This is a genomic window from Halarchaeum nitratireducens, from assembly GCF_014647155.1.
GTDB classification, from domain to species: Archaea; Halobacteriota; Halobacteria; order Halobacteriales; family Halobacteriaceae; genus Halarchaeum; species Halarchaeum nitratireducens.
Map to the genome: position 1 here is coordinate 13,388 of NZ_BMOQ01000002.1, position 17,092 is coordinate 30,479.

Genomic DNA, 17,092 nt, shown 5'->3' on the forward strand with positions numbered 1-17,092 from the left:
TCGTCCGTCGTCCCGTCCGCGTGCCGGATTCCTCCCCGCGTCACGCCGCGTCGTGTGCGTCCGGGTCGGTCTTCCGGATCAGCGGATGTCGGACGTAGTCGTCGACCTCCACGTCGTCGAGCGACCGGAGGCCGCCGAGGCGCGCCATCTCGCGGAGACCGAGGTCGGGGACGTCGTCGGGGGAGACCGTGAGCACGTGGGCGTGCATCCGGTCGATGCCGGCGCGGGCCGCGGCGAGCGCCCGGTGGTGCCCGTCCACGAGCAGCGTCTCGTAGCCGTAGTCGACGACGATGAGCGGCTCCGCGAGCCCGTTTTCGAGCTCGTATCGTCGCCCCTCCAGCTCGTCCGCGTAGACGGAGCGTTGGGTCGGCACCAACTCGGAGACGGTGACGTCGCGCTCGGAGACCGGCACCTCGACGTCGTGCGTCCGTTCGAGGAGCTCGCGCGTGCTCTCCACTTTCGACGGCGTCGTGCGCTCGATCTGGCTGCGGACGGCGTCGCCGTTCGAGAACATCCCGAGGAGCCGGTCGTCCTCGTCGACGACCGGGAGGAACTGGTGGCCGGTGCGGAAGATGACGCGCGCGGCGTCCTTCACGGACATCTCCGGGCCGACGACGATCAGCTCGCGGGTCATCACCTCGTGCACGTGGACGTCGCCGTACACCTCCAAGAGGTCGATCGCGCCGACGAACCCGAGGAGGTGGTCGTCCCCGTCGACGACCGGGAGTCCGGTGTACCGCGCGCCGGCCGTCAGCCGGTCGACGACGTCCGTCACCCACGCCTCGGGCCCCACGGTGTCGACGTCGGTCCGCATGTAGGCGTCGACGCTGATCTCGTCGAACTCCATCGGCGTGAGCGTCGCGTCTCGATCGTCCGTCATGGCGCGTTACGCCTCGTCGGGTTCGAGCGCCGGGAGGACGAACTCGTCGATCGCTCGGCGCGACTGGGCGGGCGCGTCGTCGTGGCCGAGCGAGATCTTCCGTGCGCGCGCGGCGTGGATGACGTCGGTGATGAGCTGGGTCATGTCGTCGACGTCGACGTCGGCGAAGACGCCGCGCTCGATCCCGGCTTCGAGGACGCGCGAGATGTTGCCGCGGATCGTCTCGTAGTGCTCGTTGAACGTCTCCCGGTGGCGCTCGTCGTGGCGGGCGTGCGAGAAGAGCTCGTGGTAGACGCGCATCCGCTCCCAGTGATCGAAGTCGCCGACGTCGGGCCCGAAGAGGCACTGATCGAGGCGCTCGTCGAGGACGGCCCACGGATCGGCGTCCGCGGGCACCTCCGGATCGCTCTCGTACTGCGCGACGAGGTATTCGAGGAAGGCGGAGATGAGATCGTGCTTCCCGTCGAAGTGGTAGTGGATGAGCGTGCGGCTCTTCTCGAACTCCTCGCCGATGTCACGGACGCGGAGGTTGCTGTACCCGTGCTCGCTGAGCGCCCGAAACGTCGCCTCCATGATCGCCTCCCGCGTGTCGGTCGAGGATTGGGACGTACTCGAAGCGGTCATACGAGAACGTACGGCTGAGAGCCTTATACGAGTTGTGAGGTTCGCGTGACTCCCCTCCGCGGGCGACACCGCACGATGGGGCGGCTCGCGCGTCTCAGAAGAGGCCGACGCCGAGCCCCATCGCCCACCCGTCCGCGGCGACCGAGGCGAGGATGAGCGCGCCGCCCGCCATAGCGACGTTCTTCTGGAAGTTGTTCACCTCGCTCTGCCGCTGCTCCTCATCGACGTTCCAGAAGTCGTGCATCAGAACAGCGGATACGACGAGGAAGACGGCGAGCACGATCGCGGCGATGACGGGGAAGATCCCGACGACGACCCCGATCCCGCAGGCGACGAGGAGGGCGCCGGAGGCGAGCACGGAGAGCTTCGGCGCCGGCAGTCCCTTGTACTCGGCGTACTGCGCCATCCCCTCGGTGCCGGTGAAGTGCCCGATGCCGGTGTAGGCGAGGACGCCACCGAAGAGGAGGCGGCCGACGACGAGCAGGACGGCTTCGAGGCCCGTGCTCATCGCTCGCCCACCGTCGTTGTTCCGTGTGCGCCGTCCGTTCCGATCGGTCGTGTCGCGGCTGTCGTCATACTCCACCTCACGGCGGGTTCAGTCATCCGTCTTACGATTGGCCCCGGACGCGCGACGACCTCGCCCCTCGATTCCGGAGACGGCGGTTCGACTGGTCGCCTCTCCCGGACTCGTAGAACGTATCACCTAACCCGGCATTCGACGCCATTCTCGTCGTCAGTCGTTCACTCGCCGGTGAGATCGTCGCTCGCGACGCGAAAAGTTGACCGTATGGTACAATACGCTCGCCGGTCATCCGCTCGCGGGACGACGACCGGACGCGTCAGAAGGAGAGGTGGGACGTCGACCCGGGTCCCTCGTCGTCGTCCATCGGGCCCGCGTGGAGGAAGGTGTAGTCGTCGTCGGTGAGGTAGATCGTTTCGCCGTCGACGGCGACGTCGACGGACGGTAGGGTGGTGCCCGCGGCCTCGCCGTTGTCGCACTCGCCGGTGCACCTGTCGAAGAGCGACCCGTGCTTCGGGCAGATGATCTCGCCGTCGCGCATCGGCGCGCCGTCGCCCCGGTCGAAGCGCTGGCTCTCGTGCGGGCAGTTGTTGACCCACGCCTCGACGCCCGGGTCGTCCTCGCAGCGGACGAGGATCACCTCCTCCTCGTTCGTGAACAGATCCTCCGCGGTGAAGAGGTACGATCCGAGCTCGGGCACGTCGTCGAGCGACGCGATCTCGGTTCCGTCGACCATACGGTCAACCGACGAGCGACGCGGCCAAAAGCGTGCTGCTCGGGGACGCCGGGCGGGCCCCGGGGCGATCCCGTGTGTATGCCAAACCCGGTGTTTGCCCGTCGTCCCCGATCGCAGCACATGCCGGCGTTCCGACGAACGCCATTCCTCCGTAGTTTAGTGGCGCGGAAAAAGCTTACTGTCTGATTAGTCAACGCCGACGCGACCGCCCGGGCCCGACAGGCTTTACCATCTGGTCAACGTAGGCGAGCGCATGGCACGTAACCAGACGCCGCGCGACCGGGCGGACCCGGTCGCCGGCCAGACCGTCCGGCACGGGACGGGCGTCCGGTCCACTCGCGCGTTCCCGACCGAGGCGTACCCCCACCACCTCGATCCGTTCGTCCTCTTCGAGCGCTTCTACATCGACCCCGACAAGGGGTTCCCGATGCACACGCACAAGGGGTTCGAGATCGTCTCGTACATGATCGAGGGCGGGATGGAGCACGAGGACTCCCTCGGCGTCGAGCACACCGCCTACGAGGACGAAGCGATGCGGATCACGACGGGCCGCGAGATCAGCCACTCCGAGTTCCCCGCCGACGAACGGGCCTGCAACGGCCTCCAGCTCTGGGTGAACCTCCCGCGCGAGAAGAAGGACGTCGAGCCCGACTACGTCGACGCGAGCGCGGACGAACTCCCGACCGCGACGGACGACGGCGCGACCGTGACCACCGTCGTCGGCGAGGGCTCGCCCATCGCCCTCCACACAGAGATGGAGTACCTCGACGTCCGCGTCTCCGACACCTGGACGTGGTCGGTCCCCGACGGGTGGACCGGGTTCCTCTACGGCGTCGACGGCGAGGGAACGGTCGACGGCCGCGCGTTCGGCGCCGGGGACGTCCTGCCGGTCACGGACGCCCGCGACGTCACCGCCGCGGCCGACGACGGCACGTTCCGGTTCGTCGCCGTCGCCGGCCGGCCCCACGACGAACCGATCCAGCAGCGCGGCCCCTTCGTCCTCTGAGGGGCGAGCGCGCCGACCGCGCGCCCGACTTTACCATATGGTAAGGCTCTTTACCAAGGCGGTGTGAGTGACGTGTATGGTAAACGTCGCGATCGTCGGCGGCGGCCCCGCCGGCCTCAGTGCCGCACAGTTCGCCGCGAAGAACGACCTCGAAACGGTCGTCTTCGACACCGGCGAGTCGTGGATGTACCGCGCGCACCTGTTCAATTACCCCGCGGTCCGTTCGATCAGCGGCGAGGAGTTCCTCCTCATCGCCCGCGATCAGGCCCGCGATCGCGGCGCCGACGTCCACGAGGACACCGAGGTCACGGCCGTCGAGCAGGACGGCGACGGCTTCGTCGTCTCCACCGACGACGAGGCGTACGACGCGGACTACGTCGTGCTCGCCACGGGCGCGAACCGCGACCTCGCCGAGAACCTCGGTTGCGAGTTCACCGACGAGGACGTCGTGGACGTGAACGTCGACATGCAGACGAGCGTCGACGGCGTTTACGCGACCGGCGCGATGGGCCGCGACACGAAGTGGCAGGCCGCCATCGCCGTCGGCGACGGGGCCTCCGCAGTCCTCGACATCCTCTCGAAGGAGAAGGGCGAGTACTACCACGACTTCGACGTGCCCGACGACGTCCCCGAACTCTGAGCCGGGACGGAACGACGCGGGCGCATCGGCTTCGAACGACCACGCGAGTATTCAGTACACAGGGATGGACGATCAGACGGCGAAGCGACTGCCACCGAGCGCGAAACTCGTATTGAAGGTGCTCGAACACGAGGGCGCGCTGACGCAGAAAGACATCATCGAACGCACCCGCCTCTCACAGCGGACGGCCCGCGAGGCGCTCGAACGCCTCCAAGAGAACGACGTCGTCGAGAAGGAGATGTACATCCCCGACGCCCGTCAGGACCTCTACAGCCTGACGACGAGCGAGGAGTAGCCGACGCGCCCGACGCTCAGCGCCGCCACGCCTCGCGAAGCGCGATCAGGACGCCGCCGAGCATCGCCACGTTCCCGAAGAACGCGAGTCGCTCGCCGCCGCGCCCCTCGTCGGGGTCTTTCGTCCAGAAGTCGTGCATCGTCAGCGTCACGACCGAGAGGAACGTCGCGGCGGCCCCCGTGGCGAGCCGCGGCAGCCGCCAGAGGGCGATCCCGACCCCCGCCGACACCATCGTCCCCGAGGCCAGCGGCGCGAGCACCGACGGCGCGGGAACGCCGGCCGATTCGGCGTACTCGATCGTGTCCTCCATGTCCCGGAAATCCTCGGTCGCTTGCAGCGCGAGACCGAGTCCGAGTGCGAGTCGTCCCAGCCGGGAGAGCGACGTGCTCGCGTCGTCGTTAGTCGTCATACCCTGCCGTACTGGCGGGAGACCCAAAAGCGTACGTGCGGGTACAGTCGACTCGATGGGTCTGAAAGTGTAAAATAATACATAAGTATTGATGGGTTATACGTCGTTCGACTAGAACCGCCTTTCCGTGCGTATTCTGCCACTGATGCGCCTGCGAAGCACTGTCCGAGAGAAGCGGCACACGCTCACATATAATTGATACATTATATATCAGGTATATCATTCGGAAATCCACATGTCTCACGCGCTCCACGGCTGGCGGTAGCGTCGCGTCATTCTCGACGATTGGGTGGAGTGGTCTCGCTCTCAGGTCTCCGCGCCCCGACGGCCCGATCAACGCGCCGTTTGCGTATCGTAGACGAACACGTGGGTGATTCGGACCCTTTACGCGAATACGTCCGTAATCAAATCGCTTCGATACGGGGCCGAAACCCCGTCCTGTGCGTCGGTACTCCGATTCGGGTCCGACGCCGCGACGTGGCGTTCGGATATAACAGACGATACGGACGGGTCTCGGATCCGCCACTCGGCGTTTTACCGCCGCCTGCGGCGATTGATCGACCCGTTCCGCCGCCCTATCCATAACAATCTTTATATGCACACATTCGGATTACCGTGGTATGCCGAAGATTACCAGACGACGCGCTCTCGAAGGGCTCGGTGCGGCGGGTATCGCCGGTCTCGCGGGCTGCTCCAGCGGTCCCGCCGGCGACGGCTCCGGCTCGGAGGGGACCACGACCGGGAGTACGGGGGCGATGGAGATCACGCTCGGCCTCTTCACGCCGAACAGCGGAGCGTTCGCGCCGTGGGGGCCGTCGCTCGAGACGGGCACCCGGCTCGCCATCCGGGACCTCGAAAACGAACTCGACGTCTCGGTCGACCTCAACGTCTACGACACGAAGACGGACCCGAGCGGCGCGCTCGACGCGATGAAACGCGCCGTCACCGCGGACGGCATCGACTTCGCGCAGGGCGGCATCAACTCCTCCGTCTGCACGAAGATCGGGACGTGGGCGTCCGACAACAACGTCTCGTACATCGGACAGGGCGCCTCCGACTCCCTGCGCGGGGAGGCCTGTCAACCGTTCATGTACATGGTCTATCAGACGAACCACATGATGGCGACGACGATCGGCCGCGAGATGGCGGACGTCACCGACCGCTGGTACGTCCTCTACGCCGACTACGTGTGGGGACACAACGCGGAACAGGTGGTCACCAGCGCCGTCGAGGAGAACGGCGCGACGGTCGTCGGCACGGACGCGACGCCGTTCCCGAACGACGACTACACCCAGTACATCAACAACGTCGCCAACTCCGAGGCCGACGGCGTCGCGCTCCTCATCCCGGGCCCGGACGCCTCGCGCGCCGTGAAACAGATGCGAAATCAGGGGCTCACCGACGTCAAGATCGGCGCGCAGATGCTCGAAGACATGGTCTTCTGGGGCCTCGATCACGAGGCCGCCGCGATGGTCGACATCGCATCGATGGGGTGGGTGAACACCATCGACGGCGTCGGAGACTTCAACGACCGCGTCGCCGAGGCGGGCGAACTCGATCCGTTCGTGCGCCACGCGAAGTCCTACACCTCCGCCGACCAGCAGATCCGCGCGGCGGTCCGCGCCGGCTCCACGCGCGCCGAGGACGTCCGCGAGGAACTCGAAGGCCACGAGATCCAGAGCGCCGCGAGGGACATCCACGGCGGCGGCGAGATGTACTGGCGCGCGTGCGACCACGAACTCGTCTCGCCCGTCTTCAGCGCCACCGCGCGGGACGCGAGCGAGATGCAGGACGACCCGTACAAGCAGTGGTTCGACGTGACGGACACGACCCCGGGCGACGACGTCGTCCGCTCGTGTGCGGAGACCGGCTGTACGCTCTGATCTCAGATGTCCACGTCTTCGCTTCGAACGCTCGGACTCGCACGCCTCTCAGCCGGCGGTGCGGCCGTCTGGGGCGCTATCGCGCTCCTCCTCCTCGTCGCCTTCGCGGTGGAGCCTGGGCTGTTCGTGGATCAGTTCGTCGGCGGCCTCGTCTACGGGATGACCCTCGTCCTCATCGCCCTCGGACTCTCCATCATCCTCGGACTGCTCGGCATCGTGAACTTCGCGCACGGCGCGCTGTTCATGCTCGGCGCGTACTTCACGTACCAGCTCATGGCGCTCTGGGGCCTATCGTTCTGGATCGCGCTCGTCGTCGCGCCCCTACTGGTCGGCCTCGTCGGCGTGGCGATGGAGCGACTGGTCCTCCAGTGGCTCTACGACGAACCGCCGCTCGCCGGCCTGCTCGCCGCCTTCGGCCTCGCGCTGATGATCCAGGAGGCGACCCGCGCGATCTGGGGCGATACGCCCCTCTCGGTCGTCACGCCGGCCGTCCTCGCGCAGAGCGCCGACCTCGCCGTCACGACCGTCGCGCGCGTCCGCCTGTTCAGCGTCGTCGTGGCCGCGCTCGTGATCCTCGCCGTCTACCTCCTCATCGAGCGCACTGACTTCGGGCTCTCCGTCCGCGCGGGCGTCCAAGACCGCGAAATGGCGGGCTTCCTCGGTATCGACATGCCGCGTCGCTTCGTCCTCATGTTCTTCCTCGGCGCCGTCATCGCCGGCATCGGGGGCGTCCTCCAGGGCACCGCTGTCGGCATGAACCCGACCATGGGACAGCAGTACATCATCATCACGTTCGTCGTGGTGGTCGTCGGCGGCATCGGCAGCCTCTTCGGGAGCGTCGTCGCCGGCCTCCTCATCGGCGAAGCCGTCTTCCTGACGCCTCTCGTCCTCCGATCGCTCGCGGACGTCACGGGGATCGGCGCGCTCGCCGTCCCCGGCATCGGCGGGCTGGTCCCGTACCTCGTGATGATCCTCGTGCTGCTCGTCCGCCCGCGCGGGCTCTACGGTCAGGAGGGGTTCATGGAATGAGCCGAGACTCCACCGCCGGCGTCCTCGAACGCGTCGGTGCGATCGACCTCGGCGTCTGGCAGGTCCCGCTGGGTCTCCTCGCGGTCGCCGTCCTCCTCCGTCCGGTCGTCTCGCACGACCTCATGCTCGGCTACCCGCAGGTGGCGAGCTCCTTCCTCATCTGGATGATCATCGTCGCGTCGTTCAATCTCCTCATGGGGTACACGGGGCTGATCTCCTTCGGGCACGCGATGTTCATGGGGATCGGGACGTACTCGGTCGCCATCGCCCTCTCCAGTCTCGCGGTGCCGTTCCTGCTCGCCGCGCCGCTCGGCATCCTGTTCTCCGCGGGCGTCGCCTACCTCATCGGCCGCCTCATCGCGCACAAGGGCGAGATCTACTTCGCCATGCTGACGCTCGCGTTCGCCAAATCCGCGCACTTCGTGGCGAACTACAACCCCGGTGGCCTGACCGGCGGGACGACCGGCCTCGCCGACGGGACGACGCCGGCGTGGATCGAGACGTCGCGGGGATTCACGTACGTCGTACTCGGCGGGTTCCGGATCGACTGGTACTGGGCGGTCGCCGCCGTCTTCGTCGTCGGACTGCTGTTGTTGTGGCAGCTCGTTCGCTCGCCGTTCGGTCGGACGCTCGTCGCCGTCCGAGAGAACGAGGCGCTCGCGCGCTCGATGGGCGTGAACGTCCGCCGCTACAAGGTGTGGGCGTTCACGTTCGCGGCCGCGTTCGCCGCGCTCGGTGGCGTCCTCCTCGAGATCAACAATCAGGGCGCCACGCTCTCCGAACTCTCCATCGTCACCAGCGGGAACATCATCATCATGGCCGTGCTCGGGGGGGCGAACTACTTCTTCGGTCCGCTCGCCGGCGTGTTCGTCTGGATGTTCGTCGAGGAGTACCTCACGGACTTCCACACGCTCGTCCTCCCGCTCACCGAGGTGCCGCTCCTCCGGATCGAACTGACGGGCGTCCTCGCCTACTGGCAGTTCTTCCTCGGCCTCCTGTTCGTCGTCGCGGTCCTCGTCTCGCCGCGCGAGGGCGTCCTCGGACTGGCGAAGGCGACGGTCGCGCGTCTCTCGGCCCGAATCCGGGGTGAGAGCGAATGAGCGACGACGTCGACCCGCGCTCGGCCGCCCTCGGGACCGAGGGGTTGAGCAAGCACTTCGGCGGCATCGTCGCCGTCGACGAGGTCGACCTCGCCGTCCCCGCCGGGGAGCTCCGCGCCATCATCGGCCCGAACGGCGCGGGGAAGACGACGCTGTTCAACGTCGTCACGCACGCGCTGGCGCCGACGTCGGGATCCGTGTACCTCGGCGGCGAGGACATAACGGACGTCCCGCAGGAGCGTCGCCCCCACCTCGGACTCGCGCGCTCCTTCCAGAGCAACGAACTGTTCGCCGAACTCAGCGTGCTGGAGAACGTCCGCGTCATCGCCCAGACGGCAGCGGCCGGGACGTTCTCCTTCTCTCTCCTCGGCGACGGGCGTTCCGTTCGCGCGGAGGCGGCCCGCGACATCCTGGCTCGCGTCGGCCTGAGCGAGCACGCCGCGACGGAGGCGACGAACCTCTCCCACGGCGACCAGCGTCGCCTCGGCATCGCGATGGCCGTCGCGACCGAGCCGTCGGTGTTACTCCTCGACGAGCCGACGAGCGGGATGGGCCCCGGCGAGAGCCGCGAGACGGTCGAGCTCGTCCAGTCGCTGCAGGACGACCTCGGACTGACGGTACTCATGATCGAACACGACATGGAGATCGTGCTGTCGGTGAGCGACCGCATCACGGTGTTGAACCGCGGCTCCGTCCTCGCCACGGGCACGCCGGACGAGATTCAGGGCGACGACGACGTACAGGACGCCTATCTCGGCGGCGTCCGGGAGGAACTATGAGCCTCCTCGAAGTCCGCGACCTCGATGCCGGCTACGAGACCGGACAGGTCCTCTTCGGCGTGGATCTCGACGTCGAGCGCGACGAGGTCGTCTCCCTGCTCGGGCGCAACGGGGCGGGGAAGACGACGACGATGCGCTCCATCGTCGGGGCGGACGAGCCGACCGTTCGCGGGGGCTCCATCACGTTCGACGGCCACGACCTGCTCGCCACGGAGGCTCACGATATCCCGCGTCTCGGGCTCTCGCTCGTCCCCGAAGCCCGTCGCTGCTTCGGCGACCTCACGGTCACGGAGAACATCCGATTGGCGGCGCATCACGCCACGAACCCGCGCGACGTCGCGGCGATGTTCGAGCGCTTCCCGGAACTCGACGACATGCGCGATCGGCCGGCGAGGCACATGAGCGGCGGCGAACAGCAGATGCTCGCCATCGCGCGCAGCCTCGTGACGAACCCCCAGATGATCCTGCTCGACGAGCCCTGTGAGGGCCTCGCGCCCTACATCGTGCGCCGCATCGAGGACATCATCCACGAGATCAGCGAGAACGAGGGCGTCACGATCCTGCTCGTCGAGCAGAACGTCGCGGTCGCGCTCGCCACGGCCGACCGGCACTACCTCATCGACGAGGGCCACATCGTGGACGAGGTGACGACGGAACGCCTCCGCGAGGACGAAACGCTCCGTCAGCGCTACCTCGGCGTCTAGCACCGCTTTTCGACTCGATTCCCGTCGGTCCCGCGTTCCGACGCTCCCCCGCCCGAGCGCGAGCGAGCGCCCGCAGTCGAGACCGGTGACTTAGCGGGACGCGTCGTGACGTGGATCGCCCCGATCGATATCTATCGGACTGAGTAGAACGAGAAGCAATCAGAGAGCACTACATAGCAGAAATCCACGAAAACGATTTATCCGGCCCCGATTTACTTCCTCTCCTTGGGATTATCGCGTACCGTTCGACGCCTGAATACGATCTAAAAACGATCGACTTATCTATAACCCTGGTATCATATAAGCGAAAAACAATTTTATCCGTGCCGATAGGACCTCTCGACGGTGGGCCGTCGAACGACGCCTCGTCGTCTCCCGACTCGACAGCGCGCGGCCGGGTGGACGTCGGGCGGGCCCGAATCCGCCGTGCGGCCACCGACGAAACCGACCGGTCGGAGCCGTTCACCGTCGCTCGCACACCCGTCGGGTGCGAATCGGTAACACCTTGCCCCTTCCTCTCACCTTTTAACCGATTGGTCCATATGGTCAGAGTACGATGTCGAACGACTTATCCATCGACGCGGAGTGGGACAAGCTCTATATCGACGGCGAGTGGACGGATAGCGAGAGCGGCGAGACGATCCCCAACGAGGATCCCTCGACGCGCGAGGTCTTCACCGAAGTCGCCGCCGCGACCGAATCGGACGTCGATGCGGCGTACGAGGCCGCCGCGGCCGCCCAAGAGGAGTGGGCTGAGGCGCCGCCCGCACAGCGACAGGCGGCCGTCGAGCAGCTCGACGAGGCCATTCACCAACACAGCGACGAGATCATCGAACTCCTCGCCCACGAGGTCGGCGGATCGGCGATCATGGGCGAGACCTCGATACACATCGCGGCCGACCACGCGGGCGAGGCCGCGACGCTGCCCCGCCGGATGAAGGGCGAACACGCCACCTCCAACATCCCCGGGAAGGAGAACCTCGTACAGCGCGAGCCGAAGGGCGTCGTTACCGTCATCTCACCGTGGAACTTCCCGCTGAACCTCTCGATGCGCGCCGTCGCGCCCGCCATCGCCGCCGGGAACGGCGTCGTCCTCAAACCCTCGACCGAGTCGCCGATCACCGGCGGCCTCCTCTTCGCCAAGCTCCTGGAGGAGACGGACGTCCCCGACGGCCTCGTCAACGTCGTCACGGGACGCGGCTCCGATATCGGCGACCACATCGCCTCCCACCCGGAGAGCGACGTCGTCTCCTTCACCGGGAGCACGGAAGTCGGCCAGCACGTCGCCGGTCTCGCCGGCGAGAACCTCGCCGTACCCGCCATGGAACTCGGTGGCAACAACGCGTTCGTCGTCACCGACGACGCCGACCTCGACCGCGCCCTCGACGGCGCCACGTTCGGCTCGTTCGTCCACCAGGGACAGGTCTGCATCTCGATCAACCGCCACATCGTTCACGAGGACGTCTACGACGAGTACGTCGAGCGTCTCACGGAACGCGCCGAATCCCTCCCGCTCGGGAGCGCGCACGACGACGACACCATCGTCGGTCCCATCGTCAACGAGAGCCAGCGCGATCAGATGATGGGGTACGTCGAGCGGACCGTCGAGGCCGGTGCGACGCTCGAAACCGGCGGCGAGATCGCCGACCTCGAAGGAGTCGATGACTCCCTCGTCGTGAAGCCCACCGTCCTCTCAAACGTCACGAACGACATGGCGGCCGCGTGCAACGAACACTTCGGCCCCATCGCCCCCGTCATCCCCTTCAGCGACGTCGACGAGGCCGTCGAACTCGCCAACGACACCGAGTACGGTCTCTCCGGCGCCGTCCACTCCGGCGACCTCGAAGTCGCAAAGGACATCGCCGACCGCATGGAGACCGGGAACGTCCACATCAACGACCAGCCGATCAACGACGAGGCCCACGTCCCCTTCAGCGGCATCGGCGCCTCCGGGGTCGGGACGTACAACAGCGACGCCTTCCTCCACGAGATCACCGAGACGAAGTGGATCTCCATCCAGCACGACGCGCGCGACTACCCCTTCTAACGGACTCTTTTACCGAGCGGGGTCGCCACTGGCGACCCGCTCACTGTACACACCTCCACTAAAAACCCCGAGCGGCGAAGCCGCTCGGTGTGGTTCGGGTGCGCGGTTGATCGCCCCGTGCCGCCGGCCGCACCCGCCGCCGCTTCAGTAGCCCGTGGCGAGATAGGTGTGGACGCCCTGCGGCTCTTCGAGTTCGTCGACGAGCGCGACCGCGAAGTCTTCCATCGAGATGTAGCTCTCGCCCTCCTCGTCGGTGACGAGTTCTCCCTCGGCGGTGCGGTAGTCGCCGGTTCGCTCGCCGGGTTCGATGAGCGCCGCGGGCGCGAGATACGTCCAGTCGAGGTCGTCGGCCTCTCGGAGGATGTCGAGCGCGTCGATGGCGGCGCTCGCCACCGGCTTCCACTCCTCGGGGAACTCCGGCGTCTCGATGAGCGGCGTGCCGTCGCCGGCGTCGAGGCCGCCCGCGCCGCCCGTCCAGACGAGTCGCGTGACGCCGGCGCGGCGCGCCCCGTCGACGGCGGCGCGCATCATCCCCGAGAGGATCGCCGGGTCCTCGTCGTCGCTCGGACCGAGCGTCGACGCGATCGCGTCGTGGCCCGTCGCGAGCTTCGCGACGTCGTCGGCGTCGGTCGCGTCACCGGCGACCGCCACGAAGTCCTGCCCTTCGATGTCGTCGATCTCACCGCTCCGCGAGACGCCGGTCACGCGGTGTCCGCGCGACAGGAGTTCGTCCGCGACTCGGTGGCCGATACGTCCGCTCGCGCCGAGGAGGAGCACGTCCATCTCGGCTGATTCCTCCACGTCCGAGCCTATAGCGTTTCGCCAAACGGCTGACGTCGCGGGTTTCCGCGCCCCCGATGAGACGGCCTCCTCAACGGTCCGCGGTCGGGTTCGCCGGTCGCTCAGAACCCGCCGCGGTTGATGACTTCGTCGAGCGGCTTTCGCCCCTTCGGGACCTCCTGCTCGCGGAGGTCCTCCGGGAGCGACTCCGGCGGCGCGCGCTCGCCGATGGCGATCATCGCCTCGACGTCGTACGACGACGGTGCGTCCAGTTCCGCCGCCGCCGCTTCGTGATCGAAGCCACCCATCGGGTGGACGACGAGTCCGCGACGCGCCCCTTCGAGCGCGAGGTTCTCCCACGCCGCGCCCGCGTCGAAACTGTGCGACTGGAGGGATCTGTCCTTCTCGTCCGTCGTCTCGGAGAAGAGGACGGCGAGCACCGCAGCGTTGGCCGCCCACGAGCGGTTGAACTCGTTGAGGAGGCCGGCGAACGTCTCCCACGCCTCGTCGCCGCGCGCGGCGTACGCGAACCGCCACGGCTGGCTGTTGCGCGACGACGGCGCCCAGCGCGCCGCCTCGAACAGCGGGCGGTACTCCGACTCGTCGAGCGGCTCACCGGTCATCGCGCGCGGCGACCACCGGTTGACGAACAGCGCGCCGACGTCCTCGCTCGGCTCGCGGTGCGCGGCGACCTCGTCAGTGAGCGACCGCGACGGATCGGTGTCTGTCATACTCCGAGGTAGCCCGTTCGTCGGCATATCGCCTTCGGCTTCGCGGTCGGGGCTTCGCGGAGACGCGCGCCGGACATCCCACGGCATCGTCCGTGACGGGCGCGTCGACGGCGCTCTCGTGACGACGGGGGTGTGGCGACGAAATCGCAACGACGGGATATATACGCGTGGCCGCGAAAATATCGGCGTGATGACGCGCCCTCCACGGCTATCGAGACCGTCCGCCGCACGGGACGACGCCGGCGGTGATCGCCGATGAGCTCGCGAGACCCCGATCCGTTCACGATCGAGAGCGACGTCGAGCGCTGGCAGGTGGTCGCCGGTGCGCTCGCGGCCGTCGTGCTCGGGATCCTCTACTTCCCGAGCGTTCACGGCGCGCTCTACGGCCTCCTCGTCGGGACGCCCGCCCTGATCCAGTGGGGGGCCGTCGCGCTCGTCCTCGGTGCGGTCGGCTACCGCCGGCGGAGTCGCCCGCTCGTGATGGCCGCGATCGCGGTCTTCGTCGTCCTCGGCCTCTTCGCGGGGCCGATCGTCGGCGGCATCTACGCCCACGAGGACGTCGCGGCGAGCATGAGCGAGGACGCGACGCAGCTCGACACGCTGCCGAACACCTCCGCGGAGAACGTCCGGATGCTCCCGCGGAGCGTCGCGGACAACTACGCCCAGTCCTCGATGCAGTACCCGCAGTACCGCCTCACCGGTTCGGACATCGCGTATCGGAACGGCACCTACGAGTGGTCGTACGGCATCGTCCCCGACGCCTTCCTCGTCTCCGTCCTCGGGAATCAGCGCGGCACGATGTACGTGAACATGACGACGACGGACAAGGACATCGAGACGGAGGATACGCGCTTCGAGAACGGGCGCGGCCAGCTCTTCTTCGACTCCTATCGGTACCAGAGCGTCCTTGACGCGCCGCTCGAACGACACGACTGGGAGACGACGTTCAACGCCCGCGCGAACGGGACGAGCTACATCGCCCACTCGACGACGACGTACGAGTGGAAGGTCCGGCTCTTCCCGCTCCCGCAGCTCTACGCCGTCCCCCAGTTCGGCGGCGTCGAGGTGATGCGCCCGGACGGCTCGATCAGCCACCTCACGCCCGCGGAGGCCGACGCGTCGACGCTCCTCGACGGGCAGAACGTCTACCCCTACTCGCTGTCGACCTACCGCGTCCGGTCGATGCAGTACGTCCACGGCCCGCTCAACAAGTGGTTCTGGAAGGAGGACGTCCTCCGGATCGCGGAGCTCCCCGAGGGCGGGAACGAGTGGCCGCTCGTCGTCCCGACGGACACGCAGAACGGCCTGACGTACTTCGTGGCGACCGAACCGACGGGCAGCGGGAACGGCGTCTACCAGATCTGGACGTTCGACGGGCAGACCGGCGCGGCGAGCGTCCAGCAGTACGACGACGCCCAGATCGGCCCGCAGCGCGCGATCGACTTCGTCTCGCGTAACCCCGAGGTGAACCGCCTCTCGAACGCGCAAGCGGTCTCGCCGATCCCGATCGTGAAGGACGACGCCCTCTACTGGCACGTGAAGGTCGTCCCGCGCAGCGACTCCGGGGTCACGTACACGGCGTTCGTGAACGCCGGGACCGGAACCGTGACGATCCTCGAAGGCGACGCGCCGGTCTACGCCTTCATGACGCGTGCGGAAGTCGCGGCGATCGAGAACGAGACGGACGGCTCGGGGCCGGCGGCGAGCGACACGACCGTCCGCGTCGTCGTCACGGACGCGAACGGCACGATCACCGGGACGCAGAACGTCACCGTCCCAGAGGGCGGCGACGTGCAGGTGACCGTCGAGAACGAGGCCGACGGGAACGCGAGCGCCGGCGGAAACGCGACGGCCTGACGCTCCCCGGAGCGGTCGACCGGTCGCCTCTCCGCTCCCCCGTTGGAACATACCAACCGAACCGATATATACGGACGCGCGCCACCCGATACGTATGCGCGAGTTCGCCTTCACCGTCACCTACGAACGGGGTGCGGACGAACTGATGGACGTCTTCATCGACCACCCGGATCTCTCCTCGCGGACGGTCTCCTGTCACGCCACCGCCGAGTCGATGTGGCGGGTCGACGAAGTGACCGGTCCGGAGGAGGCGCTCGCGGCGTACGACGCGGTGCTCGCCGGTCTGACCCGCTGTTCGAACCTCCGCGGGATGGGCGGGTGCACGCTCGACTGGCGCTACGAGGTGTTGGAGGAGACCCCGACGAGTCGGCTCATCTACTCCCAGCAGTCCGAGGGGCCCGGCTGTCGCTCCATCCCCTACCTCGTCGCGGACCACCTCGGCGACGGCGTGCTCATCCACGCCGAACAGCACGGAAACGAGTACGTCTGGCGCGTCCTCGCCCCCGACGACGCCGCGCTCAGCGCGGTGTACGACGAACTCGAACGCCACCTTCGCGAGGGGCTCTCCATCGACTTCGATCACATCGAGCGCGCGACGAACTGGTCGAAACACGGCGTCGACGACGCCGGGCTCTCACCGAAGCAGCGCGCGGCGCTCGAACTCGCCGTCGAACACGGCTACTACGAGCAACCGCGACGCCACTCCCTCCAAGAGATCGCCCAACTGGCCGACATCCCCACTTCGACCCTCCAGTACCGTCTCACCAGCGCCGAGCGCCACGTCGTCGAATCGTTCGTCGACGACGCCCGCTTCGACCCCGCCTCGATCGCTTCCGCGGCCTCGCAGTAGCGCCGCCGACCGCCCCGACGATCCGCGCTGTGTCCCGTTCCTCGTCTCTCTCTCACTCGGCGTTCCCCGATTCTCGTCGCTCGCGTCTCGTCCTCGTGGCTCCGCGTCCTTCGCCCGCGCGTACCGCGATCGCCGGCGCGCCGTACCGGCCCGCTGTACCGCCCCGGCGGCGGTGCCGTCCCCGGATTCGCGGCGACGCTCGCCGGCGTCGGCCCGGAGTTG

18 protein-coding genes are annotated in these 17,092 nt (G+C 67.6%); 11 read left to right on the forward strand and 7 right to left on the reverse strand.

Annotated features, from left to right (window positions below; translation table 11 throughout):
* Positions 1-40 precede the first annotated feature (40 nt).
* The 4 genes from IEX91_RS02505 to IEX91_RS02520 form a co-directional block, all read right to left on the reverse strand.
* Positions 41-847, reverse strand: a complete 807-nt coding sequence (locus tag IEX91_RS02505) for a CBS domain-containing protein (protein ID WP_188877346.1) — start codon at positions 845-847, stop codon at positions 41-43.
* A 39-nt stretch (positions 848-886) separates the two neighbouring features.
* Positions 887-1,504, reverse strand: coding sequence for a TetR/AcrR family transcriptional regulator (locus IEX91_RS02510; protein WP_188876930.1), 618 nt, complete (start codon positions 1,502-1,504; stop codon positions 887-889).
* Between the two features lie 94 nt (positions 1,505-1,598).
* On the reverse strand, positions 1,599-2,012 hold the full coding sequence (locus IEX91_RS02515) for a DoxX family protein (protein ID WP_188876931.1): 414 nt from the start codon (positions 2,010-2,012) through the stop codon (positions 1,599-1,601).
* 331 nt (positions 2,013-2,343) lie between these two features.
* Positions 2,344-2,760 carry a Rieske (2Fe-2S) protein gene (locus IEX91_RS02520; RefSeq protein WP_188876932.1) on the reverse strand — a complete coding sequence of 139 codons (417 nt, stop codon included), beginning with the start codon at positions 2,758-2,760 and terminating at the stop codon, positions 2,344-2,346.
* Positions 2,761-3,013: 253 nt separating this feature from the next.
* Between IEX91_RS02520 and IEX91_RS02525 the strand changes: the two genes are divergently transcribed.
* The 3 genes from IEX91_RS02525 to IEX91_RS02535 all read left to right on the forward strand — a co-directional run bounded on the left by IEX91_RS02525 (position 3,014) and on the right by IEX91_RS02535 (position 4,701).
* Positions 3,014-3,766: a pirin family protein gene (locus IEX91_RS02525; protein ID WP_188876933.1), complete on the forward strand. Its 753-nt coding sequence runs from the start codon at positions 3,014-3,016 to the stop codon at positions 3,764-3,766.
* Between the two features lie 76 nt (positions 3,767-3,842).
* Positions 3,843-4,406 carry an FAD-dependent oxidoreductase gene (locus IEX91_RS02530; RefSeq protein ID WP_188876934.1) on the forward strand — a complete coding sequence of 188 codons (564 nt, stop codon included), beginning with the start codon at positions 3,843-3,845 and terminating at the stop codon, positions 4,404-4,406.
* Between the two features lie 64 nt (positions 4,407-4,470).
* A complete protein-coding gene (locus IEX91_RS02535; protein WP_188876935.1) occupies positions 4,471-4,701 on the forward strand; it encodes a MarR family transcriptional regulator in 231 nt (76 codons plus the stop codon).
* Positions 4,702-4,717: 16 nt separating this feature from the next.
* Here the strand turns inward: IEX91_RS02535 and IEX91_RS02540 are convergent, their stop codons facing one another.
* Positions 4,718-5,110, reverse strand: coding sequence for a DoxX family protein (locus tag IEX91_RS02540; RefSeq protein ID WP_188876936.1), 393 nt, complete (start codon positions 5,108-5,110; stop codon positions 4,718-4,720).
* 620 nt (positions 5,111-5,730) lie between these two features.
* Between IEX91_RS02540 and IEX91_RS02545 the strand changes: the two genes are divergently transcribed.
* From IEX91_RS02545 to IEX91_RS02570, 6 genes are all read left to right on the forward strand, one after another.
* Positions 5,731-6,993, forward strand: a complete 1,263-nt coding sequence (locus IEX91_RS02545; RefSeq protein ID WP_188876937.1) for an ABC transporter substrate-binding protein — start codon at positions 5,731-5,733, stop codon at positions 6,991-6,993.
* Between the two features lie 6 nt (positions 6,994-6,999).
* On the forward strand, positions 7,000-8,022 hold the full coding sequence (locus IEX91_RS02550; protein WP_188876938.1) for a branched-chain amino acid ABC transporter permease: 1,023 nt from the start codon (positions 7,000-7,002) through the stop codon (positions 8,020-8,022).
* A complete protein-coding gene (locus IEX91_RS02555) occupies positions 8,019-9,122 on the forward strand; it encodes a branched-chain amino acid ABC transporter permease (RefSeq protein ID WP_188876939.1) in 1,104 nt (367 codons plus the stop codon). Before IEX91_RS02550 ends, IEX91_RS02555 begins: the two co-directional genes overlap by 4 nt.
* Positions 9,119-9,901 (forward strand): ABC transporter ATP-binding protein, encoded by a 783-nt coding sequence (locus IEX91_RS02560; protein WP_188876940.1) that lies wholly within the window; start codon positions 9,119-9,121, stop codon positions 9,899-9,901. Before IEX91_RS02555 ends, IEX91_RS02560 begins: the two co-directional genes overlap by 4 nt.
* Positions 9,898-10,605, forward strand: a complete 708-nt coding sequence (locus IEX91_RS02565) for an ABC transporter ATP-binding protein (RefSeq protein ID WP_188876941.1) — start codon at positions 9,898-9,900, stop codon at positions 10,603-10,605. Before IEX91_RS02560 ends, IEX91_RS02565 begins: the two co-directional genes overlap by 4 nt.
* A gap of 556 nt (positions 10,606-11,161) precedes the next feature.
* Positions 11,162-12,652: an aldehyde dehydrogenase family protein gene (locus tag IEX91_RS02570; RefSeq protein ID WP_188876942.1), complete on the forward strand. Its 1,491-nt coding sequence runs from the start codon at positions 11,162-11,164 to the stop codon at positions 12,650-12,652.
* A gap of 144 nt (positions 12,653-12,796) precedes the next feature.
* Here the strand turns inward: IEX91_RS02570 and IEX91_RS02575 are convergent, their stop codons facing one another.
* A complete protein-coding gene (locus IEX91_RS02575) occupies positions 12,797-13,435 on the reverse strand; it encodes an NAD(P)-dependent oxidoreductase (protein WP_188877348.1) in 639 nt (212 codons plus the stop codon).
* Between the two features lie 119 nt (positions 13,436-13,554).
* Positions 13,555-14,163 carry a nitroreductase family protein gene (locus IEX91_RS02580; RefSeq protein WP_188876943.1) on the reverse strand — a complete coding sequence of 203 codons (609 nt, stop codon included), beginning with the start codon at positions 14,161-14,163 and terminating at the stop codon, positions 13,555-13,557.
* Between the two features lie 255 nt (positions 14,164-14,418).
* Between IEX91_RS02580 and IEX91_RS02585 the strand changes: the two genes are divergently transcribed.
* Together IEX91_RS02585 and IEX91_RS02590 are read left to right on the forward strand one after the other, a co-directional pair.
* A complete protein-coding gene (locus IEX91_RS02585; RefSeq protein WP_188876944.1) occupies positions 14,419-16,020 on the forward strand; it encodes a hypothetical protein in 1,602 nt (533 codons plus the stop codon).
* A gap of 94 nt (positions 16,021-16,114) precedes the next feature.
* Positions 16,115-16,870 (forward strand): helix-turn-helix domain-containing protein, encoded by a 756-nt coding sequence (locus IEX91_RS02590; protein ID WP_188876945.1) that lies wholly within the window; start codon positions 16,115-16,117, stop codon positions 16,868-16,870.
* Positions 16,871-17,092: the final 222 nt, after the last annotated feature.